General features: G+C 62.1%; 19 protein-coding genes and 1 tRNA gene. 7 read left to right on the top strand and 13 right to left on the bottom strand.

The features are described 5' to 3' along the window. Positions 1–199 precede the first annotated feature (199 nt). The 5 genes from E0E00_RS05870 to metA form a co-directional block, all read right to left on the bottom strand. On the bottom strand, positions 200–889 hold the full coding sequence (locus E0E00_RS05870; RefSeq protein ID WP_130811559.1) for an Ltp family lipoprotein: 690 nt from the start codon (positions 887–889) through the stop codon (positions 200–202). Positions 890–978: 89 nt separating this feature from the next. Next, positions 979–1,428 carry an XRE family transcriptional regulator gene (locus tag E0E00_RS05865; RefSeq protein ID WP_130811558.1) on the bottom strand — a complete coding sequence of 150 codons (450 nt, stop codon included), beginning with the start codon at positions 1,426–1,428 and terminating at the stop codon, positions 979–981. Between the two features lie 96 nt (positions 1,429–1,524). Then, entirely contained in the window at positions 1,525–2,763 is a 1,239-nt protein-coding gene (locus tag E0E00_RS05860) for a serine/threonine-protein kinase (RefSeq protein ID WP_130811557.1), read from the bottom strand. Then, positions 2,764–3,216 carry an XRE family transcriptional regulator gene (locus E0E00_RS05855; RefSeq protein ID WP_130811556.1) on the bottom strand — a complete coding sequence of 151 codons (453 nt, stop codon included), beginning with the start codon at positions 3,214–3,216 and terminating at the stop codon, positions 2,764–2,766. Continuing rightward, the gene (gene metA, locus E0E00_RS05850; RefSeq protein WP_130811555.1) at positions 3,216–4,181 is read right to left on the bottom strand and encodes a homoserine O-succinyltransferase; all 966 of its coding nucleotides are present in this window, start codon (positions 4,179–4,181) and stop codon (positions 3,216–3,218) included. The genes E0E00_RS05855 and metA overlap by 1 nt, the downstream gene beginning before the upstream one ends. 244 nt (positions 4,182–4,425) lie before the next feature. On the opposite strand from metA, the gene E0E00_RS05845 reads away from it, so the two are divergent. The 3 genes from E0E00_RS05845 to E0E00_RS05840 all read left to right on the top strand — a co-directional run bounded on the left by E0E00_RS05845 (position 4,426) and on the right by E0E00_RS05840 (position 7,543). Beyond that, the gene (locus E0E00_RS05845) at positions 4,426–5,694 is read left to right on the top strand and encodes a DEAD/DEAH box helicase (protein WP_130811554.1); all 1,269 of its coding nucleotides are present in this window, start codon (positions 4,426–4,428) and stop codon (positions 5,692–5,694) included. Between the two features lie 172 nt (positions 5,695–5,866). Continuing rightward, positions 5,867–5,995, top strand: coding sequence for a hypothetical protein (locus E0E00_RS15175; RefSeq protein ID WP_256386406.1), 129 nt, complete (start codon positions 5,867–5,869; stop codon positions 5,993–5,995). 258 nt (positions 5,996–6,253) lie between these two features. Further along, positions 6,254–7,543: a class I SAM-dependent rRNA methyltransferase gene (locus E0E00_RS05840; RefSeq protein WP_130811553.1), complete on the top strand. Its 1,290-nt coding sequence runs from the start codon at positions 6,254–6,256 to the stop codon at positions 7,541–7,543. A gap of 19 nt (positions 7,544–7,562) precedes the next feature. On the opposite strand, the gene E0E00_RS05835 is transcribed toward E0E00_RS05840, so the two are convergent. Further along, positions 7,563–8,693, bottom strand: coding sequence for an ATP-binding protein (locus E0E00_RS05835; protein WP_130811552.1), 1,131 nt, complete (start codon positions 8,691–8,693; stop codon positions 7,563–7,565). Positions 8,694–8,826: 133 nt separating this feature from the next. Next, positions 8,827–9,324, bottom strand: a complete 498-nt coding sequence (gene tadA / locus E0E00_RS05830) for a tRNA adenosine(34) deaminase TadA (RefSeq protein WP_130811551.1) — start codon at positions 9,322–9,324, stop codon at positions 8,827–8,829. A gap of 72 nt (positions 9,325–9,396) precedes the next feature. Between tadA and E0E00_RS05825 the strand changes: the two genes are divergently transcribed. The 4 genes from E0E00_RS05825 (at position 9,397) to E0E00_RS05810 (ending at position 13,628) form a co-directional block, all read left to right on the top strand. Continuing rightward, positions 9,397–9,482 (top strand) — tRNA-Ser (locus E0E00_RS05825). 85 nt (positions 9,483–9,567) lie between these two features. Beyond that, the gene (locus tag E0E00_RS05820) at positions 9,568–10,119 is read left to right on the top strand and encodes a LemA family protein (RefSeq protein WP_130811550.1); all 552 of its coding nucleotides are present in this window, start codon (positions 9,568–9,570) and stop codon (positions 10,117–10,119) included. 388 nt (positions 10,120–10,507) lie between these two features. After that, complete coding sequence (locus E0E00_RS05815; RefSeq protein WP_130811549.1) at positions 10,508–12,361, top strand: magnesium transporter; 1,854 nt, start codon at positions 10,508–10,510, stop codon at positions 12,359–12,361. A gap of 7 nt (positions 12,362–12,368) precedes the next feature. After that, positions 12,369–13,628 carry an Nramp family divalent metal transporter gene (locus E0E00_RS05810; protein WP_130811548.1) on the top strand — a complete coding sequence of 420 codons (1,260 nt, stop codon included), beginning with the start codon at positions 12,369–12,371 and terminating at the stop codon, positions 13,626–13,628. 67 nt (positions 13,629–13,695) lie between these two features. Here the strand turns inward: E0E00_RS05810 and mtnA are convergent, their stop codons facing one another. The 6 genes from mtnA to E0E00_RS05780 form a co-directional block, all read right to left on the bottom strand. After that, the gene (gene mtnA / locus E0E00_RS05805) at positions 13,696–14,769 is read right to left on the bottom strand and encodes an S-methyl-5-thioribose-1-phosphate isomerase (RefSeq protein ID WP_130811547.1); all 1,074 of its coding nucleotides are present in this window, start codon (positions 14,767–14,769) and stop codon (positions 13,696–13,698) included. An 82-nt stretch (positions 14,770–14,851) separates the two neighbouring features. Further along, a complete protein-coding gene (locus E0E00_RS05800; protein WP_130811546.1) occupies positions 14,852–15,961 on the bottom strand; it encodes a PRC-barrel domain-containing protein in 1,110 nt (369 codons plus the stop codon). A gap of 155 nt (positions 15,962–16,116) precedes the next feature. Beyond that, the gene (locus E0E00_RS05795) at positions 16,117–16,563 is read right to left on the bottom strand and encodes a YtxH domain-containing protein (RefSeq protein ID WP_130811545.1); all 447 of its coding nucleotides are present in this window, start codon (positions 16,561–16,563) and stop codon (positions 16,117–16,119) included. Between the two features lie 99 nt (positions 16,564–16,662). Beyond that, a complete protein-coding gene (locus E0E00_RS05790) occupies positions 16,663–17,481 on the bottom strand; it encodes a hypothetical protein (protein WP_130811544.1) in 819 nt (272 codons plus the stop codon). Positions 17,482–17,642: 161 nt separating this feature from the next. Continuing rightward, a complete protein-coding gene (locus tag E0E00_RS05785) occupies positions 17,643–19,145 on the bottom strand; it encodes a hemolysin family protein (RefSeq protein WP_130811543.1) in 1,503 nt (500 codons plus the stop codon). A gap of 555 nt (positions 19,146–19,700) precedes the next feature. After that, complete coding sequence (locus E0E00_RS05780; RefSeq protein WP_130811542.1) at positions 19,701–20,681, bottom strand: DUF559 domain-containing protein; 981 nt, start codon at positions 20,679–20,681, stop codon at positions 19,701–19,703. Positions 20,682–20,982: the final 301 nt, after the last annotated feature.

Here is a 20,982-nt window from a genome sequence, read left to right as displayed (position 1 = left end):
AGACGCGTCGCTACGATTCCTCGTACGCAATCAGCGGGCTGGATGCCACCCAGGCAAGAACGGCCATCGAGACGACGCCAATCGCGATGTAGAAGAACGCCATTGCCGCCTGTGCGTTTGCGGTGGCTCTCTGGTAGGCATCCGTGGTCGAGTAATTAGTTATCGCGCTGGTAGTAACGCTGGTAAGTCAGGCGAACCCCTACAGGTTGTCTATGGCGTACTGCGCCTCATCGGCGGTGAACTGCTCACCGTACTCGGACGTGAGCTGATCGTAGATTGCGCTTGGCGACATGTGCATGTCATCCTGGTAGGACTTCGCCTTAGCCAAGGCGTTGGCGTTCCAATCAGCCTGGATGTTGTCGACAGCGTACTGCGCCTCATCGGCAGTGAACTGCTCGCCATTCTCGGAGGTCAGCTGATCGTAAATCCCCTGCTTGGACATGTGCATTTTGTCGGAATAGCTCTCTGCCTTTGCGAGCGCATTGGCGTTCCAATCCGTCTGCACATTATCGATTGCGTACTGAGCGGCCTCGGCCGAGAACTGACCGCCGTATTCAGAGGTCAGCTGATCGTAGACCCCCTGCTTGGACATGTGCATCCGATTTGCGTAAGACGTTGCCTGCGCCAGCGCGGAAGTATATTCCGCCGGAACATCGTTTTTCGGCGCCGCTGCTGTCGTGGACGTCTGAGAATCGGCCTTCGAGGAGTCACCCCCATCCGTGCCAGACGTCTGCGTCGCCTTTTCCTGAGTCGTCTCCGAGGCAGGCGCTGACGAACTGCTGGACGATGACCCCTTTGAGCCTCTGCCGGCAATAGCGGAAATGACAATCAGCGCAACGACGACGATGAGAACGACCTTGAGCTTGCTCTTCTTCTTTCCTTCTGCCATGGCTACTCCTACCCACGTGTGACAACCTTCAAGAACGCTGAGCCGATGCTATGACTGGCCGTCAGGGCTCTCATTAGCTCTCAGCTAAATCACCGCTCGCGGTCGTGCGAGTGGCGCTCGCCCCGGGGATTTTCGGGCATGATGGTCCGCTCGCCGTGCGCCCAGAGGAGGTCGTCACACTGCTCGACGCCCATGCCGCGATGGAGTGCGAACGCAACGATGAGGTCACGCCGGCAATCAGGCCGCAAGCGGCATGCGCCACCGCGTTCAAGCAGCTCAGAGGCATCGCGAATCCCCAGCTGCATCCCAAAGGCAAGCTGCAGCAGCTTGTCGCGCGAGGCACGCCTGGTTCCCGCGAGAATCTGGTACGCAAAGGTCTGGTTGAGACGGCTTCGATGGATGGCGTCGTTTCTCGGCACGCCGGTTGAGGACAGGCGATCGCACGCCCAGGCCGAGAGGTCTTTCTCGTCAAAGGCCGCACGCGACAGCACCTCGTCAAGGTCCGCGCCGTGCGCTATGGCATACCACGAGTCTTCCACGTCTGCCTCCATCCGCAATGGATGGTGACAAAACGCAGGACGTCTTTCATTAGCTTGCTGCTAAAAGACGCGGCAGGCACCGGCAAGAAGCTCGGGCTAGCCCGCGGGAGTCATCGCCACGACCAGCGAAAGGAGCACGCAGAGCACAGCAAGCGCACCCAGGCCCATGAGTGTGCGCTTCACCAGGAGGCCAACACGGGAAAAGCCACGCTTGAACCTCATGGCAGCATACGGGCCCGCACCCAGCAGCGCCGCCGGCAGCTCCTCCATCGCGAGAAGCACCAGATAGGCGCCAACCCCCAGGATGAGCAGCGCAGACTCAACGGGATGGTTGCCCATCATGGCATTGCCGGTATAGAACGCCGAGTATGCAAAGAGGAGACCGACGAGCAATCCGAGAACCACAAGGGCCCCCGCGAGCAGCCGCGGCCCCGCGCCCGCCGAAAGGAACGCCTCCCGCATCTGCGCTGGCTTGACCAGCTGACGGGGAACCTTCTCGTGCCTCTCGGCCTTGCCACCGGAGACGTCGGCGGCGCTCGCCAGAGCCGCGCCCGGAACCACCGAGAGCACGGCTTCCCTGAGCGCTCGTGCGCTCTGATAGCGGTCACTCGGCTCGAAGCGGCAGGCTTTCTCAACAATGCGACGCAGCTCGGGACGCACGACCATGGGGTCCGCGAGCGCCGCCGCGTACCCCTCGTCGTCCGGCGTGACGCCCGTGAGCATGTAGCCGAGAAGGCAACCCACCGAGTAGACGTCGGAGCGGCCGTCGGTCTGCGCGAAGCCGTACTGCTCGGGAGACGCAAAGCCCCAGGTGCCCAGCCGCGTGGTGTCGCGCTGGGCACCCTCGACGTAGGTCCTGGCTATGCCCAGGTCGATGAGGACGGCCCCTCGAGGGGAGAGAATCACGTTCTTTGGCGACACGTCGCGGTGAACGATGCCCCGCTCGTGGAGGGCGGCAACCGCGTCGCACACGTCGGCGACCGTGCGGGCGGCCGTGGTCTCGCCCATGCGCCCCGCCTCGGCCACGCATGCCGCGAGCGAGGCCCCATAGACGTACTCGCGAACAACAACCAGCTGGTCGGGTAGGTCGTATGTCTCGACCACGCGCGGGAGGTGCACATCGCCGACGGATTGGAGATGCGAGAAGACCTCCGCGTTCGCGACCCCGCGCTTGATGCGCTTACGCACCAGGGGGCCCTCACCCGCGTGGCCGGCGCCCGTCCGGCTCACAATCTCGGTCGACCCAGCCTCCGAGCTCGCGAGCACGCGCTCCACGCGGTATGCCTCGTCCTTCTCGAGTGCGGCCATGAGCCGCTCGTCTGCAGGCACGCCCACCTAGGCCTCCCCGTCGAGCAGGGTCTTCTCGCCTAGACGCCACAGCTCGTCATCAGTCTGGGCGCGACCCATGCCATGCTCGAGGCAGAAGATGATGATGGCATCGCGACGGTTACGCGACCACAGCTCGGAGGCACCGGAAAGTCGCAGCAGGCGCTGCGTCTCCACGAGCGAGCAGCCCAGCCCAAACGCCAGCATGATCGCGCTGTCGCGTCCGGGGCGACGCGAGCCCTCGAAGATCTGGTAGCAGAACGTGGGATTGAGTCCGGACGCACGTATGACCTGCGACTTCTTGAGGCCGTGCAACTCCCGCATGGTCTCAGCGTACTCCGAGAGCGAGCGCTCCTCCAGGTTTGCGCGCGCAAGGTACTGCTCGGGCGTCGCCGACGCCAGCAGCTGCTCGAGGAGCTCTGCCGTGAGGCGCACCTGTCCCACCTCCTTCTCCTCCGACATCAGAACTTGTCGACCATGCCGTCAGAGTCCGCATGGAGCTGGCGGATGGTCTGGGGGATGAGGTCGAGGTCGTAGGGGGTCATCTGGTAGACCCAGTTGAGCCAGTTGCGGTAGAGCAGGTTTGCGTGCGCGCGCCACGTGAAGATGGGCTGGCCCTCGGGGTTGTCATCCGGGAAGTAGTTCTCGGGCAGGCGGATGGGCAGCCCCTTGTGGAAGTCGCGCCAGAACTCGTCGGAGAGCGTGTCACGGCCATACTCGAAGTGACCCGTCACGTAGATCTCGTGGAAGTCGGCGGCGGCGATGAGGGCCGGACCGCTGGTGAACCCCTCCGAGAGCACGCGCAGCTCGGGGTGGCGGGCAAGCTCATTGGTATCGATGGCCGCGTGGCGCGAGTGCGGCATGTAGTGCACCTCGTCAAAGCCGTTTGTGAGAAAGTTGTACTCGTCGCACAGGCGCTGTGGAAAGACGCCAAAGATCTTGGCGCCGAGTTGCTTCTTGGGGATGCGATACAGGTGCCAGAGGCCGGCCATCGCGCCCCAGCACAGATACATGGTTGAGAGCACGTGCTCCTGTGACCAGTCGATGATCTTGCAGAGCTCGTCCCAGTAGTCGACGTCTTCGAAGTCCATCTGCTCGACCGGGGCGCCCGTGATGATAAAACCGTCGTAGTTCTTATCGGCAAACGAATCAAAGGTGTCGTAGAACTTCACGAGATGGTTCTGCGAGACATGCGTGGCCTTATGGGTGGAGACGCGCATAAAGTCACAGCTCACCTGTAGCGGGGACTTGGAGATGAGGCGCAGAATCTGGGTCTCGGTCTCGATCTTGGTGGGCATGAGATTGAGGATTGCCACCCTCAGTGGACGAATCTCCTGTCGCTCGGCGACCTCTTCCTCGAGGGCAAAGATGCGCTCCTCGTGCAGGATTTTCTTGGCTGGAAGGCCGTCTGGAATGTTAATGGGCATGTGCGTCTCCTTGGCTGGTGATGATGGGCGTGAAGCAAGCGGCGCGCGCCGCTAACGCATTCGCCGCATCAGCGATACCGTTGGCACACCCTGTTTCCAGCCATTGCCCACGCAGAATCCCTCCGACACCCACTCGCAAGCCAACAGTATACCCGCATGAGACGAGGGGACAGTCCCCTCGTCTCATGCGGCAATATTGTTGTGATGGTGGAAAAGCGCACGTACATGCCCCATACTGAGCACCATGAATACGCCATTTGCCGAGCTCGGGCTAAACGAGCAGATTCTTGCCGGGGTAGACGCCCTTGGCTTTAAGACCCCCACCCCTGTCCAGGCGCAGGCTATCCCCATTGTCCTCGAGGGGCGCGATGTGGTTGCGTCCGCGCAGACGGGAACCGGTAAGACCGCGGCCTTCGCCCTGCCCACGCTCCAGCTCATCCAGGGTCAGAAGGCCCCCAGCAAGGAGCCGCTCGCCCTGGTAGTGACCCCCACGCGCGAGCTTGCCGCACAGGTTGACAGCGTGGCGGGCGAGGTGTGCAAGAAGACGGGCCAGCGCGCAGTCATCGTGATGGGTGGTGCCAAGTTCAACCGGCAGATCGTCCAGCTCGAGAAGGGCTGTGACCTTCTGGTTGCCACGCCCGGGCGCCTGCTTGACCTTATGGAGCACAATCACGTGAGCCTCTCGAAGGTGCAGGTGCTCGTACTCGACGAGGCCGACCGGATGCTCGACATGGGCTTCTGGCCCAGCGTGCGCCGCATCATGCACGCCCTGCCCGAGAGGCACCAGACGCTGCTCTTCTCGGCAACCATCCCGCCAAGCATCAAAAGCACCATCGACGCCTTGCTGAGAGACCCTGCCCACGTGGAGATCGCACACGTGGGCCAGACCGCTGACACCGTGGAGGAGCATCTCTGCCCGGTGACGCAGGGGCAGAAGACCCAGCTCCTCGAGGCACTCATCAAGACCGGCGGCGATGCCGGCGTGCAGCCGGAGCGCGTGTTGGTCTTCTGCCGCACCAAGCACCGCGTGGACGACGTCTCGAAGATTCTCAAGCACGCCGGGCTCAAGGTGGACGTGATGCATGCGGACCGCCCGCAGAAGGCGCGCGAGAAGGCCCTCGAGCGGTTCCGCGAGGGCAAGGTCCAGGTGCTTGTCGCCACAGACGTGATGAGTCGCGGCATCGATGTCGAGGGTATCGACGCGGTGGTCAACTTCGACGTTCCCATGGACCCCGAGGACTACGTACACCGCATTGGCCGCACCGGTCGTGCCGGGGCAACGGGGCATGCCTACACATTTATGGCACCCGACGAGGTAAGCCCCCTGCGCGAGATCGAATACTTCACCAAGAAGCTCGTGCCCACGTGGGACCTGCCCGACTTTGCCTATGACGAAGGCCGCATTATTCCCCAGCCCGGGCGCTCCACCACCAAGCCCACGCGAACGATGTTCTCTGGATCGAAGGCCCGTGGACGCGGCTTTGGCGGCGGACGATACGGGCGGCACTTCTAGGTGCGGGGTTGCTTACGGAATAGTGCGCTTTTTTTGAGGCAAGCCGTTAACGAGCGCGCGGGGGTACCGCCACCGACCGCCGCCTCTTGCACAGTTCCATATCTGAGATACTTTTTTATGCACCAGCGATGTCCGGATGTGGGCGGCGTCCCCAGAGATGGAGGCAACGCCTATGGACATGAGCTTCGTCCTTGAAGTCCTGCAAGCCCCCGCGCTTGTCGCGAGCATCGCCCAATCCGCCCTCAGCGTGGCCGGGGAGGTGAGGGAGATGGTAAAGGAGCATAAGCATCACAACGGATAGCGCAAGGAGATGAGGAAAGCCCGGCGGCAACCGGGCTTTCTAATCGAAACACCGGGCGCTGCCCGCCTCACCGTTCACCCGGAGCGGGCATCGCTGGTGCACTCATATTGTACCCACATAACCGACCAGCGATATGTGGAGAATCGAGGGTACCGCGACTCGGCCACGGTGGCCATCAGGCATCCGCCCGCCCTTCTCGCCCGGCGTAGCCTGCGGGATAATGGGCGGGTCTGACCACAAGCCACAAGAGGGATCCCCATGAAGCAGCAGCGCCCATACCCGCAGGTCATCATCACAAGAAAGGCAGCACGCGCCCTTGCCGGCGGACACCCCTGGGTCTTCGAGGGCGAGGTCCTCCGTGTTGAGCCGTCGCGCGCAGGCGGGAGGTCGACGCACAACGGTGACGTGGTGGACGTGGTCGAGGAGAACGGCACCTGGCAGGGAGTGGGCCTTCTCTCCGAGCGGAGCAAAATCCGCGTGCGCGTGGTGAGCCGAAACGCCAACGACCGCATCGACGAAGCGTTCTGGGCCCGCAAGATCCAGTGGGCCTGGGACTATCGCAAGACCACCATGGGCCCGTGTTCGCTGCCCGGCTGCGAGCCAGACACCAACTGCTGCCGCATGCTCTTCTCGGAGGCGGACGGCTTCCCGGGTCTTGTTGTCGACCGCTACGAAGACGTGCTGGTCTCGCAGGTGGGAACCGTTGGCATGCAGCAGCTTCGCCCCACGCTCTACCCGCTGCTCCTTGATGTGCTGCGCACCGACGGCCAGGACATCCGTGGCATCTACGAGAGAAACGACGCCCCATCGCGCCTCAAGGAGAGGCTCGCGCAGGAGAAGGGCTGGTGGGTCGAGAACGGCTGTACCGCGCCAGAGGCCACCCGCGTGATTGCGCGCGAGAACGGCATTGCCTACGACCTCGACCTCGAGAACAGCCAGAAGACCGGCTTCTTTCTCGACCAGAAGTACAACAGGCGCGCCGTGCGCAGGCTGGCCTACGGCCGACGTGTGCTTGACTGCTTCTGCCACGTGGGCCCATTTGGCCTCAACGCAGCGGCAGGGGGTGCCGCGTTCGTGCGAGAGGTCGACGTAAGCCAGACGGCAATCGCCCTCGCACGCGAGAACGCCCGCCTCAACGGCTTTGATCCAAAGATGGACTTCACCTGCGCAAATGTACTGGAGTACCTGCCAGCGCTTGCCTCTGACAAGAAGCGCCTGCGCGAGGAGGGCGGACCCTTCGACCTTATCGTCCTAGACCCGCCGGCCTTCACCAAGAGCCGTGGCACCGTTGTCCATGCGGCCCGCGGCTACCGCGAGATCAACGAACTGGCCATGCGGCTCCTGCCGCGTGGTGGCTACCTCGCAACGTGCAGCTGCAGCCACTTCATGACGCGCGACCTTCTCGCCCGCGCCATCGCCGAGGCAGCGCACGACGCCAACGTCCAGCTGCGCCAGGTTGAGGAGCGCCAGCAGGCTCCAGACCACCCCATCCTTTGGGGTGTCCCCGAGACCCACTACCTGGACTTCTTTGTGTTCCAGGTAGTCTAGGGCACGGGGCTGGGCCCCGCTACCACGAGGACCCTCGAAGGTAGTCCGCCATATGTGGCGTCGACAGGCGCACATAGCCCTTGCCGGCAGCCTCGACAACGTGCTCCTTGATGAGGCTTGCCCGATATTTGCTCACCCAGCTTGAGCTCCTGTTACACCGGCGAGCAATGTCTGCCACGGCTGCAGGATCTGGCGAGTCGGCAGCAACCGCCTTCACAAACTCCCGCTGCGCTGGAGTGAGCCCATCCATGATTGGCGCACAAACCGCTTCGCCAAACGCTAGCACGGCGTCATCAGCCCCGCGCTCGACATCGGATCGTTCGATGAGCGAGGAGCCCCTGCGCTCTGCAGACTGCCACATGTAGTAGCCAACGAGCTGGACCATATAGGGGTATCCAGCAGCCGCCCGCGCCGCGGCCAGTGCATCCTCCTGACTAATGTGCTTGCCGGATTCCCTGACCACATCCACATATGCGGCACGAACGTCGGCGAGAGGAACTTCTGCCAGCATCCGCTGCTGGCTGCGGCGCAAGAAGGTGAGGACCTTGTTGTTGAGCACCTCGTCTATCATCGAGGGCAGCGCGGCAAACACGAACGCCACACCGTGCTTCCTTGCATCTGGCACATCGCGCATGTCCTCGTCTCTCAGGACGTGCTGGATGGCCGTGGCCACAGCGACAAGGTCCTCCTCCGAAGCCGCCTGCGCCTCGTCGATGGTGAAAAGGACCCCCTTGCCGTCTGGCATGCGCTTGAGCTTGGCTTCTATTGCCTCTCTCAGCGTAAGGGCCGTGCTGTTGGGCGAGATGCTGATACTGCCCAGGCTTGCAGAGACCATTCCCCCAACCCCCACAGAGGGGTTGAGCGTGGCACCGCCAAACCGCGGGCCACCCGAGGAAAGGGCAGCCACCAGCCGCTCACACAGGCCATCAGATGCAGTATCAGACACCACGGCCCAATCGTGCTTTTTCGCAATGCGGCCTAGCTCGGTGAGCATGACGGTCTTGCCAAACCCGCGTTGTCCAGAGATGAGCATCAGTCGCCCAGGCGCCCCGGCTCCGTTATTCAGGGCCTCCTCAAAGTCGCGGATGACTGACTCCCTACCAATAAGGATGGGCGGCATTTTGCCGGCAGTGGGTTTGAAGGGGTTCATTGGGACACGGCCTCTCTACGATTTCGTACCGTCTTGCACGAACTTATACTGTCTCACACGATTTTATACCGTCTTACACGGACTTGCACCGTCTTACACTTACCGACGGCGCAGCCGAGAATGACCGCCACACCTACCCCCTGCCCTTCCGCTGCGCCCGGAAGAACGAGCGCAGCCGTTCTGCCGCCTCGTCCGCAAGCACGCCCGACGTCACCTCAAACGCATGGTTGAGCCGTGCGTCGCGGCTCACGTCGAAGAGCGTGCCCAGCGCGCCTCCCTTGGGGTCAGGCGCGCCGTACACGCAGCGGTCAACACGGGCATTCACCATGAGGCCTGCGCACATGAGGCAGGGCTCAAGCGTCACGTAAACGGTGCACCCAGAGAGCCGCCAACGGCCCAGTGCGCGGGCAGCCTCCTCCATGGCGAGAAACTCGGCGTGCGCAGCAGGGTCTGCATCCTGCTCGCGACGGTTATGCGCACGAGAGACCACCTGACCGTCGCAGACCACCACGGCACCTATCGGTACCTCGCCGTCATTTGCAGCGGCATCGGCCTCTTCAAGGGCAAGCCGCATGAAGCGGAGATCGTCCGTCGTGATATCAACCGTCCTGTCCTGATTGGCCTGGCCCATCGCTCACCCTTCTCACCTACTCGTTGGCCCAACTTGCCCAGCGTATGCGTTAGGATATATCCACGCACCCACGGAGGGGTGGCAGAGTGGTTGAATGCAGCGGTCTTGAAAACCGCCGGGCGCATCGCGTCTCGAGGGTTCGAATCCCTCCCCCTCCGCCTCGTGCGTCCCGCATGGCGCATCGCATGCCGCTCGCGTCTTTGGGAAGTCCGCTACGGCCCGCCCGCTTGGAGGGAGTTCCACATGATCGTCGCTATTATCGTCATCGTTATCGTCGTCGTTCTCGTTGCCTGGTTTGTGAGCATCTACAACGGCATCGTCCGAAAGGACAACCGCTGCGACAACGCCTGGCAGACCATCGACGCGCAGCTGCAGCGCAGGAATGACCTCATTCCCAACCTGGTCGAGACCGTCAAGGGCTATGCGGCGCACGAGTCCGGCACGCTTGCGGCCGTCACCCAGGCGCGCTCGGCCGTCATGTCTGCAAGGACGCCCGAGGAGAAGATGGCCGCCTCCAACGTGCTCTCCGACACGCTGAAGTCGCTCTTCGCTGTCTCTGAGGCCTACCCCGACCTCAAGGCAAACACCAACTTCCAGCAGCTGCAGTCCGAGCTGTCTGACACCGAGAACAAGATCAGCTATGCACGCATGAGCTTCAACGACTGCGTGCTCGAGTACAACAATGCCATCGAGACGTTCCCTGGCAACGTTGTGGCTGGCTCCAAGTTTAAGGAGCGCCAGGGCTTCGAGGTGCAGTCCGAGGCCACGCGTCAGGCGCCGCAGGTCAAGTTCTAGTCTCGCTGAGAAATGCGGGCTCTGGCGCCGGTGGGGTCACGCTGCCCCACCGGCGCCTTTCTCTCGCGGTGCGTTTGGCACGGCGTCCCAAGGCCCCTCTCCACCGTGGCATTTTCCCTAACATGGAGATAAGCGAATTGTTATGCAAACCCAGCGAACCCTGCGAACCCTTGCAGCAGGCCCTCGTGTACAATGGCCTGTGCGCGGGGGTGCGTATCACTCGCGTGGTCATCAAAGGTCAAAGAGAAAGGCTTCCATGAAACCCCGACCTCACAGTCGATGACCCCTCCGGCGTGCTACTGGCAGCCCGCCGCATGGGGTGCCGTTCCACCACATATGTCACGCGTGCAGTCTTTTCCTGGCACGCGCCGGCAGAAAAGGAGCACGCATGATTTATCTCTCCCAGCTTCTGGGAAACCCGGTTCTCGACCTCAACGGCGAGAAGATTGGTACCGTTTCTGACTTGGGCATCGCCACCGGCGAAGTCTTTCCTCGCGTCACCAGCCTTGCATTCATGGGTCCCGGCCACACGCCGTTCATGATCAGCTGGCGCAAGTACGTCGACACCTACGACGAGCACGAGGTTCACCTCAAGGTCGTCGCCACCGACATCCGCTTCTCCTACCTGCAGCCCAACGAGGTCCTTCTCGCGCGCGATATTCTCAACAAGCAGATTGTCGATACCCGCGGCATGCGTGTGGTGCGCGTAAACGACCTCAAGCTCTCGGATACCAACTCCACCCAGCTGCGACTCCTTGGCGCCGAGGTTGGCATTCGCGGCATCCTCCGTTCGCTCTCCCCCGGCATCGAGAGGCTCGCGTTGCGCATCACCCACACCTTCGGCAAGCAGCTGCCCGAAAAGATCATCGCCTGGAGCTACATGGACCTCGTGGAGCGCGACCTCTCCGACGTCAAGCTCTCGGTCTCGCACAAGACCCTCGATAACATGCACCCTGCTGACATCGCAGACATCATCGAGCGCCTTGACCCGCGCCTGCGCGGACAGGTCTTTGCCCAGCTGGATGACGAGCAGCGCGCCGGTGCCATGGCCGAGCTGGGCGACGACAAGATGGCGGCGCAGCTCATGGGCAGTATGGACGAGGCAGATGCGTCGCGCATCCTTTCCGAGATGGACCCGGACGATGCAGCCGAGCTTGTCTCGGAGCTTGACTACGACAAGGCTGAGAAGCTCCTCAAGCTTATGGGCGTCAATGAGGAGAAGGCCATTCGCCAGCTGCTTGGCTACCGCGAGAGCACCGCTGGCCGCATCATGACCTCCAAGGTCGTCTCGCTTCCCGAGGGCAAGACCGTATCCGACGCCGCCAAGCGCCTGCGCAATCTGGACGAGGACTTCGAGAGTGTGCGCTACGTCTATCTCACCGATGAAGATGACAAGCTCTCCGGTGTGGTCACGCTGGGCAGGCTCATTGTCTCTGACCCCGACACCCGCCTCGATGACATTGCCACCAAGGAACTCAAGACGGCGAAGCCCGAGGACGACCAGGAGGACGTCGCGCAGGACATCGCCAAGTATAACCTGCTTGCCATGCCCGTCGTCTCGGACGAGGGAAAGCTCCTGGGCATCGTAACCGTCGACGACGCACTGGACGTTTTGGAGGAGGAGCACGCCGAGGACCTGCAGATCGCAGGCGGTGCCAGCTCCAACGCGAATGGCACCGAGCATGCACACGACCTGGTGTGGCTCCTACGCCGCAACGCCTGGTTCTTCTTCTGGGTCCTCGCAACGGCGCTCATCTCCCTTGCGTTTAGGGCCGACAACGACACGTTCACCACAGCGCTTCTCGCCTGCGCGGCAATGCCGCTCGCGCTCGTTGTGGCCGACGACTCCGTGAGCTACGTCACTAACTTCTTCCTGGAGAACGACCCGGACGATGAGGACGCGCCATCCGCGCTGGGGTTTGCCCTGCGCAGCATTGGTACCGGCTTTGTCTTTGCCCTTATCTGCACGCTTCTGGTGATGGCCTTTACGACCCTCGCGCTACCGGATGCGTCAGGGGCCGCGCTGGCGCACGCGCTCGGGCTTGGCTTTGGCGCGGCTGCAGTCTCGATGCTTGTCTCGTTTGCTCTTACGCCCATCTACCTTTCGGTCCTTCGCGCGCGAGACAAGCGCAACCAGGAGACCTCGGGCTTCGCGCTTGCCGTTGTCTCGATGATTGTCGCTGCCGTGATATTTTCCATCGCCATTGCCGTGACCGGGTCGACCGGAATCGTTTTGGGGTAGGCCGCCCATGGCAGAGGTAAAGAACGCTACGGCAAAGACCGCCAGGGGGGCTGGACGCCTTGCGATTCTCGCCGCCATGGGACCGGGGCTTCTCACCGCAATGGCCGGCAATGACGCCGGCGGCATCGCTACGTACTCCTCGACCGGTGCCACCTACGGCTACGGCATGCTTTGGACCGTGCCACTCATGTGCGTCCTGCTCATCGTGGCGCAGGAGACGGCCGCACGCATGGGGTGCGCCACGGGCAAGGGATTCGCGGCGCTCATCCGCGAGCAGTTTGGCGTGCGCGTCTCGGCCGTTGCCATGCTCGCGCTCATCGTCTCCAACTTTACCGTGACCCTCTCGGAGTTTGCCGGCATCGCGTCGAGCATGGAGCTCTTTGGCATTCCGCTGCAGGTGAGCGTACCTATCGCGGGCATTGCCACCTGGCTTCTCACGCAGAGCGGGTCATACCACCGCGTCGAGAAGATTCTGCTGGCGCTCTCGTGCGTGTTTCTCACCTACATCGTGAGCGGCATCATCTCCAACCCCGATTGGGGCCTGGCGCTTAGGGACACGGTGGTCCCGCAGTTCTCGAACGATCCCGGCTATGTGTCGCTGCTGGTGGCCAACGTCGGCACCACCATCTCACCGTACATGCTATTCATGGTGAGTTCCAACGTAGTCGAGAAGAACCTCAAGGGCTCAGACATTCCCGGGCAGCGCGCCGACAACATCTCCGGCGTGATTGCCGCCGAGATCACCACCTGGTTCATCGTCCTTACGACCGGCACCGTGCTCTACCCGGCAGGCGTCACCGTGAGCAGCGCGGCCGATGCGGCGCAGGCGCTCGTACCGCTTGCCGGCCAGTATGCGTCTGCGCTCTTCGCGGCCGGCCTTGCGGGCGCGTCGTTCCTGGCGGCGTGCGTGCTGCCCGGCATCACCGCGAGCGCCGTGTGCGAGGCCTTTGGCTGGGAGCGCGGCGTGGACCGCAGCTGGAACGAGGCGCCGGCGTATCATGGCATCATCACTGGCATCACGATCCTCTCCGCGGCAATCGTGCTCATCCCCAACGTTGACCTCTTTGGCGTCATGATGCTGGCGCAGGTCATCAATGGCGTGCTGCTGCCGGTGCTCATGGTGTGCATGGTGCTCATCGCAAGCGACAAGCGCGTGATGGGGCAGTACGTGAACGGTCGCGTGTGGACGGGCCTCACGTGGTTCACCATTGTCGTGGTTATTGTGCTCACGGTCATCATGTTCGTGCTGCAGGCGATGGGTGTGTAGGGGCACCCGGATAAAGGATACGGCCGCGCGCGAAAAATGGGCCCTTCGGTGTCGGTTGACACCGAGGCTACAGCTCGTACGGTGCCGTAAGCAGTCCGTTCTCGGTAATGATGCCCGTGATGAGACTGTGGTCGGTCACGTCGAACGCGGGGTTGAAGACGTCCACGCCCTTGGGTGCCATGCGCTCCTCGTACCACATCTCGGTGACCTCGTCTGGGTCGCGCATCTCGATGGGAATCTGTGCGCCGGTTGGAGTGTTGTGGTCGATGGTCGAGCTGGGGGCGCACACGTAAAAGGGCACGCCATAGTGCCTGGCGAGAATCGCGACGCCCGAGGTGCCAATCTTGTTCGCGGCGTCTCCGTTGGCGGCCACGCGGTCGCAGCCAACAAAGACCACGTCGATGCGCCCCTGTTGCATAAGCATCGAAACCATGTTGTCGCACTGGAGGGTGGTTGTGATGCCTGCGTTGTAGAGCTCGAAGGACGTGAGGCGCGCGCCCTGGAGAAGCGGCCTGGTCTCGTCGCAGTAGACGTGCATGTCGGTGCCGGCCCAGCCCTGCTCGAGCGCCGTGTACATGGGGGCCGTGGCCGTGCCGTACTTTGCGGTGGCCAGCGCGCCGGCATTGCAGTGGGTGAGGATGCCCACAGGCCGGCCCGGCTTCCTCGCTTCCCGCATGACCTCGAAGCCGATGGAGCCGATGCTGCGGCTAATCTGCACGTCCTCCTCGCGAATGCGGAGGGACTCCTCGAAGAGCTCCTGCTTGAGCTGGCCAACGGGCAGGTCAAGGTGGGCGCGGCAGAACTCGTCCATGCGGTTGAGGGCCCAGAAGAGGTTAACAGCCGTGGGACGCGAGGATGCCAGGTAGTCCGAAATCTCCTTGAGCTGGCGATAGAACTCCTGCGGGTCTGAGGCATCGATCTTGTTGGCGAGAACAGCGAGGCCCTCGGCCGCGGCAACACCGATGGCAGGTGCCCCACGGACGCGGAGCTTCTTGATGGCTTCCCAGAGTTCCTCCTTGGTACGAAGGCTGATGCGCTTCACGGTGCCGGGAAGCAGCGTCTGGTCGATGATGTCCAGGGACTCACGGTCCTCTGGCAGCCTCACCGATATGACGCGGTCGAAGAATTCCTCGACGCTCATGTAAGTCTGGTCTCCTCTCCCTTTGCAGACCCGACTACCGGTGGTAGTGGGGTTTTCGCAGCGGGCCGGCCCACGACAGCCCCTACTTGCTCGCCTTGTCGAACTCGTCCTTAAACGAGCCGAACATCTTTCCCATGCTGTTGAGGCCGCGGCCTAGGGCGCGCGCGGCCTCGTCCCCGGCCTTGCGTTCCGCGGCAGGCTTTTTGGCTTTGGCAGCAGCCGGCCTTGCAGCGGTCTTGGCAGCTGGCTTGGCCGAGCCGCCTGCAACGGATCTCTTTACGGCATAGGTCCTAGGCGTCGACGACGTGGCCGCTCGCTCCTCGGCGCTGGCATTGAGCGCGACCACAGGCTCCGAAACGCGAACGTCAGCGGCTTCGGTGGTGGGGAGCTGGTTCTTCTCGGCAGCCTTGCGTAGCTCCTCGGCTTCCTCGCGGGCGCGCTCTTCCTCGCCCTCGGCACGGGCATCGTCTATGGCACGCCTTGCCTTGCCAAGCGCTTTGCCCAGTGCAAACGAACCCTTGTCGACAGCCTCGCTGGTGGCTTTGCCGGCCTTCTCGCCAAGCTCTGCGCCGCGAATCTTGGCCTTTGCCGTGGCTTCGCCGGCCTTAGCAGCAAGCCCGCCGTTGAACCCCAGCCTGGCAGCCTCATCCCTCACGATCATATGGCCTTTGGAGTAGCCCACCAGCATGCTAGGCGGGATCTCGATGGAGCCCACGAGCGCAGTGGCCATGCCGCCGTCGCTCACCAGGAACTTGATTACCTTGCCTGTCTTCTCGTCGAACTCCACATCCCCCACGTATCCCAGCTCGCGACCCGACTCGGTGCGAGCATCCATGCCCGCCCACATGATGCAGGAGTCCCAGTCGACACCCAGGCGCTCACGCGCCTTGTCATCGAAGGCGCCCTCCTCGTCGACCGTGCGAAAGCCCCTCTCACAGGGGACGAGCGAGTCAAAGGCGACAAAGGCATCCTCGCGCTTGACCATGCCCGCGATGTCGGGACGGGCTACCAGGTAGCCCACCATGGAGTGGCCGTCGGGCGCGAATACCGCCATGCGGATCTTGCCGAGCTTGGAGAGGCGCACTCCGCTTCTTTCCCCTACGGAGGCCTTCTCGCTCTTTCTTGACTTCTTGGGACGGGCCTTCTTGGTGACGAAGACCTTCTTTCCCTGCATGTCGTTGATTTTAGTCACGGCATCTCCCCCCTACCGCTTTGGTGCGGAGCTCTCAGCGATCGCGCCACCCTGCCCGAAGGCGCATCAAGCAATGCAGCGGGGCACCGTGTGGCACCCCGCCGCAACATGCACCCTTAGCGACACCCTTGTGAAAACCACAGTGAGAAGGACGTTTACTCTGCGGGCTTCTCGGCGTTGTCGACGACCTCGACGTGCACGGATTGTGCTGCAGACTCGTTTGCTGCCGCGGCATTGCCAGCCATGCTCGAGACGCGGTCGGTCACGGTGCTCACGGCATCGGAGACCTGCGCGGACGTGGTGGAGACAGCATTGGAAAGCGAGTCACGGAGCTGGTCCATGCGCTCGCGGGCCAGATCGACCTTGGCACGGAGCTCGTCGGTCTTTGCATCGACGCCGGGACGCACGTCGCCGAGACGATCAGAGACACCGCGGGCGCCACGCTCGTAGGCGTCAACGGCAGAGTCCCACGTGTCATTTAGCGCGTCGGCGGCCATGGCACGGCTCTCCGCGCCGGGGCGAGGGGCCAGCATCATGCCAGCGACGACGCCTGCAGCAGCACCGATGATGCTGCCAAGGACGAAACTAGCGGTCTTGCTCATGACATCCTCCTGTCGTTGCGGGACGCAGATGCGACCCTCTTGCTTCCACCTGCAAGTTTGGCCATTACGTGGTGCGAGCGAAACACCTACCTGAGAGAACTACCTCACCGGACGCGGACGCGGCATGTTCGTCATGTCCCAATCGCTGTCGTCGGGTACCGGGGCCTGGGAAACCCCTGGCCCTGGCTGGGAATCCTCGGCAACGTCATCTGGCTCGCCAAGACTCTCGTTTGCCACGGCAGACGCATCTTGCGCGGGTTTTTCGGCGGGCGATGCGGACGTGGGCTCGAGGCTTGCGGGGGGCGCAGGTGCCGTGGCGGCAGCCGACTCTTCTGCAATCGGAGCCTCCTCGGCGAGTAGTGTGTCATTCTCGGCGACCGGCTCCCGCGGCTCCTCCTGAGTGACGCCCTGCTCGGTGGGCTCTTCTTCATCCTGGACAGGCTCAGAGACGCTTTGGACCAGATCAACGATGCCGCCTACGATAGCGTCGACGTCGGGCTGAGGCTCGCCACCGCCCGTGAAGGCCCACTGCATGATCCATACGGCACTCGAAAGCGCCGAGGTCACCAAGACGTCGTCAGGGCACGGGAACACTACGTCAAAGGCGCGCTCGTTGTCGGCAACGGGATAGGTACGGCCGCAGGTGATGTCTCCGGCGATGTTTGTGCGGGCGAGAAGCTCGACCGTTATGTGCTCGAGCAGGTGCGCGAGCTCGGTGTGACCCATGGAATCGCGGAAGAGTCGGCCGGCATCACCCGTGCACACGTGATCTGCCAGCTCGGGCATGAGCCGAGCAATGCGCGCGGTTGCCTCGATGTCCTCGCTGGTCATAAGCGGGGCATTGGGGGCAATCTCCACGAGGGCGTCGAGGTCCTTCGGCCCTACCGTGACCTCTTTGATTTGCACGAGCTGGGCCATCGTACGGCTCCCCTTCTCTTCGCCCGCATACGCGGATGGCGGTCTGTTCTAGGTACCATTGTAGTTAAAACCCAGTTTGAACCTTTTGCGCGTAGCCAGACGGCACATACCGACAGCAGCGCGGAAAGAAGCGCGGGCGTAGCGCAGCCAAACATCGCTCCCTAGGCGCCTTGTTCCCCTTCTTTGCCGCGCGATTCGCCCGGGTCGTCTTTATGTTGCGACTCTTCACGCAATTTAACGATGTCGCCTTTTGTCGCGACGGGCTGACGGGACGCGGACGTACCCTGGCTCTCAGGGGGTATCTCGGGAGCTGCCGTGGCTTTGCCCTGCTCGTCTGCCTTGGGCTGGCTGTCACTGGCAGCAGGCTCCTCCTCGCTTGCGGGCTCCGGCGCCGTCACGCGCAGCATGGCCACACGGCGGCCGCGCATGGACTGCACACGGAAGGTGTAGCCGTCCTTGGTGATTACGTCACCGGGACGCGGGAGCTTGTCGGCCATGTCGGTGATGAAGCCGGCAATGGTCTCGTATTCCTCGTTGTCCTCAACCGGCCAGCCAAGGTCGATGGCATCATCCAGCGAAAAGCGACCGTCGACCAGCCACTCGCGATCGGAGAGCTTGGTGAGGTACTTGTTGTCGGGGTCGAACTCGTCCTCGATTTCGCCGACGATCTCTTCAACGATGTCCTCAATCGTAATGACACCGGCCGTACCGCCATACTCGTCAACCACGATGACCATCTGGTCGTGGCTCGACTGCATCTCGGAGAGAAGCGGGATGATGTCTTTTGTGTCGGGCACGAAGTCCGGCGTGCGCATGTGGCGTGAGATTTTCTCGTTACCAAGGCCGTCGTCGATGATGGGCGAGATGAGGTCCTTGATGTGTGCGACACCCGCGATGCGGTCAACGTTGCCCCGATAGATGGGAATGCGGCTAAAGCCGGTGCGACGCATGACGGAGAGGACCTCGTTCAGGGTGGCGTCCTCGCGCATGGCGCACATGTCCACGCGAGGCACCATGACCTCGCGAGCAATGGTGTCACCCAGGTCGATGACCTCGTGAATCATCGACTTCTCCTCGTCGGAGAGCTCGTCGGAGTCCTTAACCATGTACTTGATCTCGTCCTCCGAGACCTCTTGGCGGTCCTCCGTGGACTTCACGTGCAGGAGACGCGCGAGTCCGTTGGCGCTAGCAGAGGTAAGCCAAACCAGCGGCTTAACGGCATGCGAGAAACCACGCAGAAAGCCCGCGACGCGCTTGGAGACGCCCTCGGCATCGGCCATGGCGATGCGCTTGGGCACGAGCTCGCCCACCACGATGGAGAAGTACGAGACTATGAGAGTAATGAGTACCGTTGCTAGGCCGTTTGCGAGACCAAGATCCATGCCAAAGCCGGATAGCCAGGTACCGAACGGCTCGGAGAGGCTGATAGCGGCGAACGCGGACGAGAAGAACCCAACGAGTGTAATGGCAACTTGGATAGCGGCAAGAAACTGTGTAGGGTCCTCAATCATGCCTGCCGCAGTCACTGCCCGAGCGTCACCCTCTTCGGCATCGTGATCAAGCAGCACCTTCCGGGCGGTGGAAAGCGCCATCTCCGACATCGAGAAGTACCCGTTCACAACCGTGAGCAGAAACGTGACGAGAATCGATAAGGCTATGTCCATGCGCTGATGCGCAGCCTCCTTGGTAGAGTTCGGCATGTCGACGCGCGGCACCGGCATTCATCTGGTGGAGTAATTCTAATATGAAACGCGCCCGCACACGAGCGGGCCCGAGCTGTCGAAATCTCTCGGTCTCAAAACCCTGTTGTGGACCATCGACGCGCCCGTTGGCTGGGGCCACCGACAGCCGCAAATCCCGCCTGGCGGCGTCAGCTTCAGTACGCTGCACAAAAACGCTCTATCGCTGGGAATTTGAGGTGGCCGTGCACAAAAACGGCCTATCGCGGGGTCTTATTGTGACCACAGAATCAACTATTGAACTAATATTTCATGTGTTTGTATATTAAATCATATATATTCGTTATTGTGAATATTATAGTTGCATCCTTGATGTTGGTACCACGAAGTGCCCCGCGATAGGCCGTTTTTGTGCACGCGAGTCGAAATACTCCGTCGATAGAGCGTTTTTGTGCATCAGCTGGAACCCACGCACCCCATGGAAGCGCAGCGAGGGAATCCCGACGGGTAACGGGACGGTGCGTCAGAACGAGGTCGTCGTTAGCGCGCGAACGCGCCGAACAGGCGCTCACGTAAATCGCCTCGCCGACGTAACATTCGCGCGTTCATGGACTGGCGGCGAATTCCAAGCTGCCGTTCAAGCTCGGCAGTAAAGGCATTGAGCGCCTCGTCGCTTTGCAAGATTCCATTGGTCAGCGTCATTACCTTGTAGCCCATGGCTTCCAACGTTACCCGGCGACGCTCGTCCTTGGTTTTCTGCCGGGAATTGAGGTGGTCCAAATCGCTGTCGTACTCACAGACCACCTTGACCTCCTGCCAGCAGAAATCCGGCTTTATTACCTGCTGGCCCGCCAGGGACCAGCACTCTCTGGGTACGGCAATCCTCTGGTTCATGGCAAACCCGCCAAGCCCAGCCCCACCCCTTGTCCTGCCAAGCAGGAAGTAGATGGCAATGTCGGTTTCTCGAGGAGAGTTGGAGCTGGGAGCCGCAATCGACAGCGCCTCGAAGGCGTTCGTAGCGCCGCGAACGCGAAGCGCCCGAGCCGCTGCTGCGTATTCGCTGCATTCCGCAATGCTTGTGATGGGGTCAACGTCCCACACTACGCCCTCGTCTGTCCAAGGTGCGAGACCATATGTCCCCATGAGCTCACATGCCGCCTGGGCCAAGGCAATAGCATCGAGGCTGCTACCCAGCTGAGCAATCGCCACGGCTGGCCGGCACATGTAGATGCCGTCCCCGACGTTAGCGAGCTGATTTGTGCCAAGCGGGGCACGCCACTTTTGGATACGCGTACGATCGGCGTAGCAGAATTCAAAAGCTCCACCACCCACCAAATCCAACGGTTCGTCGCCCTCGCAGCGACACAGGTTACGGGCCCTCGTCACCCTCTCGGCCTTTCCAATCGAACGCGCGCCAAAGGCCCATTCCGCATCATCCTTCGCATCCTCACCCACAGAGCGCGTCAGACGCCAAAAACGAAGCGCAGAAGCGGCCCCTACGCAAATGGCTTCACTATCCATGATGTCTCCCCCCGATACACATCAACGCCTTATGAGAGAGACTATAGCGGTAATTGAATCAAATAATTTTTTTACTACGTATTTTAGTCTGGGGATTTATTTCTTTTATGCTGGTAAAACCTATCATTATCAAGCTATATGACAAAAGTCGGTATGCATTCGGTCAGTAATGTGCAAGACTATGTCACCATTGGCTCCGTACTGCCCCGAAGACGATTGTGAGATGCCTGCCTTCGGAAGCTTGTCAAAACAGAGAAGGGGCCAACCAGACAAGCTGGTCGGCCCCTTGCTCATCATTGCT

It is taken from the genome of Olsenella sp. Marseille-P4559, assembly GCF_900605015.1.
GTDB lineage: Bacteria > Actinomycetota > Coriobacteriia > Coriobacteriales > Atopobiaceae > Tractidigestivibacter.
The sequence above is the reverse complement of the archived record's forward strand: the minus strand, read 5'-3'. Positions and strand labels throughout refer to the sequence as shown.